This window comes from Kocuria palustris, assembly GCF_007666205.1.
Classification (GTDB): Bacteria; Actinomycetota; Actinomycetes; order Actinomycetales; family Micrococcaceae; genus Kocuria; species Kocuria palustris_A.
Map to the genome: position 1 here is coordinate 38987 of NZ_VDOR01000014.1, position 6009 is coordinate 44995.

The following is a 6009-nucleotide window of genomic DNA, read 5'->3' on the forward strand; positions in this document are numbered from 1 at the left end:
ACGATGAGCTACAGCCTCGGAGGACTTGCCTTCGCCACCAAGCAGAAAGTCGCCAACCACGCCAGTGCCGTGCTGAACCGAGCGGGGCTCGGGGAGGTCCTGCGCGGTTCCGATGAGTCGTTCGCCCGTGACCTCCTCGCCCACCATCCAGAGGCCGACCGCAAGCACGGCGCTGGCGTCCTCTGGATCACCGTCGCCCTCATCCCTGAGTGGGGCACGAGGAACTTTCTCGTCTTTCGGGAGGACGGGTCGATCGACAACTGGTCGATCAAGAAGTGCATCAACAACTTGCGACCGGAAGGTCACTGAACCGAAAGGAACTGACCATGAGCAACAAGACCACGACCAATCTCGACGAGCTGATCGATCAGGAGCGCCGCCGAGCGTCCGAGCGCATCGCCAAGCTCAAGCGTGCTGCCGCCGCCGAGCAGCGCCGCATCGACGAGAAGGTCATCAATCTGCTGCGCGACCAGAGCCCCGATCTCTACGACCGGCTCTCCGAGGAGGCGGCCGCTACCTTGGAGGCAGAGAAGGCGAAGAGGTCGAGGCGTGCGAAGAAGGCGGCATCGTCTTCGGGGTCGGCGAACGACGGGACTGCCTCGCAGTCCGTCGATCCCGAGCATGAGGAGGCGGCACCGTGGAACGGCTGACGGCTCCGATCCGGGACTTGCGTCAGCGTCCCGGGACCCCCTCGCCCGCAGGGAGCGCAGCGACCGAGGACGAGGGCCAGCGGTTCTTGGAGGACATGAGCGCCAGCGAAATGTCCGACAAGAACCCTGCTGGCCGTCTTCCGTACGCCCCGGAGAGCGAGCCCGACTCCCCAGGCAGCGCTGGTCGGGCTCGTGCGGAGGGGTGTGCGGAAGACCCGGCCCTGGCAGCGGAGCTGCACCACGACTCCCAGGTGAACACCGGTCGTGGTGCTGCGCAGAGGGCAGGGTCGGCCGAGGCTCCGGTGGAGCCTCGGAACAGCCGTCGTCGGGAGGTCTCTCTCGACGTGCGGCTGACGGTGGCTGATCGCGATGCGATCCGCCGCCGTGCCCACGTGCTCAGCGTCAAGCCGAGCGCATGGGCTCGTGCCGTCATGCTCGACGCGCTGGACTCGAGGTCCTCGAAGGTCGATCAGCTGGAGAACAACGCGGGAGTGAAGGAGACTGCGCCTACGTCTCTTGCTCCGGCAGTAGAGCAGCTGCGTCGAGTTGGTGTGAACCTGAACCAGGCGCTCCGCAAGGATGCTGCCGTCGATGACAGTCTCCTTTACGCGGTGTTGGTTGCGGTGGACGAGGTGCGCGCCTCGCTCGGCGATCGGACACGGACATGAGCACCGTGAACGTCCGTCCCTCGACCAACGCTGCAGGAGCCGTTGGGTACATCCTCTACGGGCGTGACCCTGAGGTGCGAAAGGAGCTCATCAAGGTCGGATCGACGCGTGCAGCCGCGTATGCGATGTCCATGGTCGACGGCGGGACGACCCCGTCGGAGTTCATAGCGTGTGCCGAGGCGCACGCTGCTGTTCATGGTCGGACGAACCAGCTTCAGAGCTATGTGCTGGCGTTCCACCCCGACGAGTTCGACGTAACCTCCCAAGCCGAGCTTGAGCGCATCCGGGACGTGGCCGTTGAACTCGCCGAACGCATGCACAGCGCTGACTACATGGTCGCGGTGCACGCTGACTCTGCCGGAGGCCATGGGCACGCGCACATCCTCGTCATCAACCACGACAACCTCACCGGTAAGAGCCTCCAGCGGTACACATCGTGGAAGCACGGACTGCGCCAGCTGAACGACGAGCTGATGGCAGACGAGGGCCTGCGGGTGCTCCCCGACCCCGCGGAACCGAAGCCCGACTGGGAGCTGCGGCGCGAGGACTTCGCGCCGGGCGGATTCGAGCAGGCCCTCGGGGACAAGGTCTACGACGCACTGACCGACTCACGCTCAACGAATCGCGAGGCGTTCGAGCACGTCCTCGCCGGGCACGGGGTCACGCTCGCGGTGACGAACCGCGACGGCTGGAGTTACAAGATGCGCCGGGATGACAACGGGAAGCTCGGACGGAAGAAGGCCTCGGCGCTGACACCCGAATTCACAGCCGAAGGTGCTCAAGAGATCTTCGACTACCACTCACAGAAGGGACAGGCTCATGGGAGCACTGGACAGGATCAAGCAGGCCGACGAGCAGCAGAAGACTACCGAGCTCCTGGAGAACTTGATCTCACAGCACGACGCCGACAGGCAGCAGATCGCGAAGCTGACGAACACCGTCGCCGACCTGACCGAGTACGTGAAGGTGATGGACGAGGAGCAGACGATACGGCTGGATCGCCTGTCGACCTCGCGGCAGCTCGAGCTGCCCTCCACTCTGCCGCTCGACGCCGAGACGAGGAAGCGGCTGAACGAGATCGAGAAGACGCTGAGCGCCGTCGCGCAGCAGCTGAGCAGCAGCGAGGTCGTGAAGCTGCCCGACGGGTCCTCGGTCACCAGGGCGGACCTGGCCGCATACACGATGACACAGAAGATCAGCGAGGAGCTGAAGACGACGACTTCAGCCTCGGCTGACCTCGCCGAGGCCGTGCGCAAGCGCGGCCACGTCCGTATCGACACGGGCAAGCTCACCGAGCACGCTGTGAAGGTACTCGATGACCGACTTGCAGAGGCTGTCGAGGTTCCCGTCCAGAGGGTCGAGAAGACCGTCGAGGGGCTCGAAGAGCGGGTGGTCAGGCTCGGCTCCGAGAAGCTCGCCGAGCTTACCGGCCGCGCCCACGAAGTGGTCAGCGCCGTCGGGCGGGCCGAGCGGCGAGTCGAGCGACTCTCGGCGAGGGTCACCTGGGCGACGGTCGGTCGTATGTGCCTTGCCCTGGTCCCGTTCACCGTCGCGTTCATCATGCTCACGGGGATGGTCGGCGGGATCACGCAGATGCTCGGCCTCGGACCGCTGCTCGGATGGGCCTGGGACTCCTTCGCCGCCGCGAGTGCCTGGTGGGCGAAGGCACTCATTGCCCTCGCCGCCCTCGGCGGATGCGCTCTGTTCGCCTGGCTGCTCTGGTGGCTCGGAAAGAAGCTGTACGAGAGCTACCGCGGTTGGTAGTCGGAAGAAAAGTGAGTGCCCCGTAGCCGAAGCTACGGGGCACTCTGAACTCAGTCGACGTCGGGGGCATCGCCGAACAGCTCGGCATCGGTGTCGTAATACCCGAGAAGGTCGCGCTGCTGGCGGATCAGACCGACGGTTGCCTTGTGCAGGGCGAGCAGGTCATGGAGGTGAGCCTCCTCATCGCCCATCTCGGGGTTGCCGACCCACCAGCGAAACGATTCGGCGTGGCTGTAGGCGTTGGACTCAGCACTCATGATCGTTCCCTTCACAGGTCCCTGAAGACGTACACGGAGATCGCGTCGGCTCGGACAACCGTGTAATCGTGTTCGAGGTCGCGGGTCCAGGCAACCCAGTTGAAGTAACGCAGAAGCTGTTCCGGGGCGTCCTGCGGGATGAGGCCGATCTCCTCGGCGAGGGTCTCGGCGTAGTCCCGGAAGCTGCCCCACGTGCCGCAGAAGCGCTCTTCGAAGTCGGGAACAGACGGCAGGTCTCCGGTGCCTTCGGCAACGTAGCTACCGGAGGCCACCCAAGCGCACAGAGCATCGCGCTGATGCTCGGGGACCGCGAGGAGGACACGAGCCCACTCGGCGGCCTCCGACGGACTCATCTCGCCCGAGGCGGGGATGTTCTCGTGGTCCACGACCCACAGCTCCTCGCATCCAGGGCGCACACGATGAGCGCCGCCGTGGACGTCAGCAAGGGTGACTTCGTCGGCGGACTCGCCCTCGAACCACTCGCCGACGAGGCGAGCGTTGTTGTAGCAGGCGAGACAGCCGATCCAGGCTCGGGGCGTGGTATCGGTGTTCGTTCGGGTGGTCATGGCGGGTCTCCTCCGTGGTCGAGGAGAGCGGCGGGCGCGACAGGCAGTCGTGCTCGGTGAATCGACGCGCTTACGCCACGTCGCCGCTCTCAAGAGGTCTCCCGGCCACGCTCCGCGTGGCTACCCAGCCAGGTGGTCTACCTCCAGTCGACGACGACGGACTCGGTCCTGAACCCCTTGCGCCCGCGCGGCTGCGGGAGAAGCGTGATCGTGGCGAGGGTGTCGATGGTCTGACGGCGGAGGTCAAGTGACGCTTCCCGGAATGCTGAGGCAGGGTCATCGACGCCCAGGATCGGTGACAGCGCGCCCGTACGGCCTTGAATGAGCCGTTCGGCCTCCAGCTCCTGGATACGCGCTTCTGCGGCATCCCGTACGCGCTTGAGGTCGCGTGCCTCAATGATCTCGGCATCGTAGTCGGCCTCGGCGCGCAGGATGCGCGCTCTCTGGTCGCTGATCGCTGAGTCGATGCCTGCCGTGTGCGGACCGCCGTCTGCGACCTCGACCATTGCCTTCGCGTCCTTGCGCGCAAGACGCTTGGCGACGACCGTCGTGACGAAGTCGTCGATGGCGGCGCCCGAGCGCACGATGTGCCCCGCGCACTTGTACCCGCGCGGTGCCCCAGTCACCTTCTTCCCACACGTCTCGCCGGTATCCTCGTCGACGTACCCGCACCGGTAGAGCCCGCTGCCAAGGTGCTTGCGCTTCGTGGAGCCAGACGTGTTCGTGACGCGCTCGGTGTCGTCGAGGACCTGCTGCGCCTTCCACCATGTCTCATGGTCGACGATCGGTTCCCATTGCCCCCGGATAGGCTCTCCGGAGTCGTCACGCAGGATCTGTGCCTTCCACATCCGGCGGCGCTTACCGTCAGCCTGAGCAAACTTCGGCGTGTAGGTGCTCAGCGCTGCATAGCGCGGGTTCCGCAGTATGCCGAGCACGGTCGACGGCGACCACGGTCCGTCCTCGACGATCGGCCGGGGTTCGAGCCCCTGTTTCTCGCGGGCGGCGGCGCGCTCGACGCTCACCGTATGCGTGTGCTTAGGCAAGGGCGAGAGGCCGTCGATCTTCTCAGAGCCGCTGAGCGCCCGCGCGAGCGAGCGCAACGACTCGGGGTGCTCGATCCTGGTGAACAGCTCGTAGATCGCCCTCACTGCCTCAGCCTCGTGGAGGATCACTTCGCCGTCTACGGCGTAGCCGAGTGGTCGCATACCCTTCGGAGCACGACCCTGCATGGCGCGCTGACGCTGGGCGGCGGACTGACGGGCGCTCTTGCGTTCCATCTCAGCACGCGCCACGGCGGCCTTGATACGTGCATACATGCGCCCACCGTCGGTGGAGAGGTCCGCGTCACCGTTGGCTGTGACGAGGGCGAGTCCGCGCAGCTCGGCGGCGTCGATCCAGTCCTCCAGCTGTCGGGGCTGTCGGGTGAGCCTGTCGAGGTCGTAGCAGATGATCGCGTCGAACCGTCCGAGCAGGTAGTCCGCAACCATGCGGTCGTAATCCGGACGGATCGCTGTTCGGTCGGTGGCGCTCTTGGACTGGTCCACGTAGGTCTCGATGACGTCCCAGCGCCGGAACTGGGCGAGGTTCTCGCAGTCCTCGCGCTGGCGGTCGATGGCGAGCCCGTCCATCTCGCGGTCCTGCGAAATGCGCAGGTAGATGGCTGCCTTACGGGGTGCGATGGAGCGCTCGTTCATGAGTCAAGGCTACTGCCAGACATAAGCACTGTCCATCACTAATGACGTCTCGCTCGCACCTCATGCCCATAGGACTGTGCCAGCTGGGTCACTGGCTGGCATAACGTACCGACGAGCGCGGATCGATCTGTCAGCGCGGTTCCTATTGCCCAAACCTCGGCGAGAAGGGTCCCTGCGTGTTGCGTTGCAACCACTGCGGAGGGTAAAAGCCTGGGACGAGCCCGGGCCAGACTTCAGCGCTTTTTTCTTGCCTTCCTGGCGTTGTGGTCGTTGTACTCGACGACCGCAGCTTGGATGTCCAATCCGTCGTCCAGTGCTTTCCGTGCGCGTTCCAGGGCTCGATTACTGGCTCTTCGCAGATGAGGGTGTAGAAGCTGACGGCGCGGCGGTGTCGGGATAGAAGTCGAGGT

7 protein-coding genes and 1 pseudogene are annotated in these 6009 nt (G+C 65.3%); 5 read left to right on the top strand and 3 right to left on the bottom strand.

Annotation, left to right across the window (positions count from 1 at the left end; all coding sequences use genetic code 11):
* Positions 1-3: 3 nt before the first annotated feature.
* The 5 genes and pseudogenes from FSY66_RS11115 to FSY66_RS11135 all read left to right on the top strand — a co-directional run bounded on the left by FSY66_RS11115 (position 4) and on the right by FSY66_RS11135 (position 3082).
* Positions 4-309, top strand: a complete 306-nt coding sequence (locus FSY66_RS11115) for a DCL family protein (protein ID WP_144794928.1) — start codon at positions 4-6, stop codon at positions 307-309.
* Between the two features lie 17 nt (positions 310-326).
* A complete protein-coding gene (locus tag FSY66_RS11120; RefSeq protein WP_144794930.1) occupies positions 327-650 on the top strand; it encodes a hypothetical protein in 324 nt (107 codons plus the stop codon).
* Positions 651-745: 95 nt separating this feature from the next.
* Positions 746-1318 (top strand): plasmid mobilization protein, encoded by a 573-nt coding sequence (locus tag FSY66_RS12695; protein ID WP_222115535.1) that lies wholly within the window; start codon positions 746-748, stop codon positions 1316-1318.
* Between the two features lie 131 nt (positions 1319-1449).
* Positions 1450-1797, top strand: a pseudogene (locus FSY66_RS13150) (relaxase/mobilization nuclease domain-containing protein); the annotation flags it as partial.
* A gap of 340 nt (positions 1798-2137) precedes the next feature.
* A complete protein-coding gene (locus FSY66_RS11135) occupies positions 2138-3082 on the top strand; it encodes a hypothetical protein (protein ID WP_144794932.1) in 945 nt (314 codons plus the stop codon).
* Positions 3083-3132: 50 nt separating this feature from the next.
* Here the strand turns inward: FSY66_RS11135 and FSY66_RS11140 are convergent, their stop codons facing one another.
* The 3 genes from FSY66_RS11140 to FSY66_RS11150 form a co-directional block, all read right to left on the bottom strand.
* Positions 3133-3339, bottom strand: a complete 207-nt coding sequence (locus tag FSY66_RS11140) for a hypothetical protein (protein ID WP_260853662.1) — start codon at positions 3337-3339, stop codon at positions 3133-3135.
* A gap of 11 nt (positions 3340-3350) precedes the next feature.
* Positions 3351-3905 (bottom strand): antirestriction protein ArdA, encoded by a 555-nt coding sequence (locus tag FSY66_RS11145; protein WP_144794936.1) that lies wholly within the window; start codon positions 3903-3905, stop codon positions 3351-3353.
* Positions 3906-4042: 137 nt separating this feature from the next.
* Positions 4043-5599 carry a recombinase family protein gene (locus FSY66_RS11150; protein ID WP_144794938.1) on the bottom strand — a complete coding sequence of 519 codons (1557 nt, stop codon included), beginning with the start codon at positions 5597-5599 and terminating at the stop codon, positions 4043-4045.
* Positions 5600-6009: the final 410 nt, after the last annotated feature.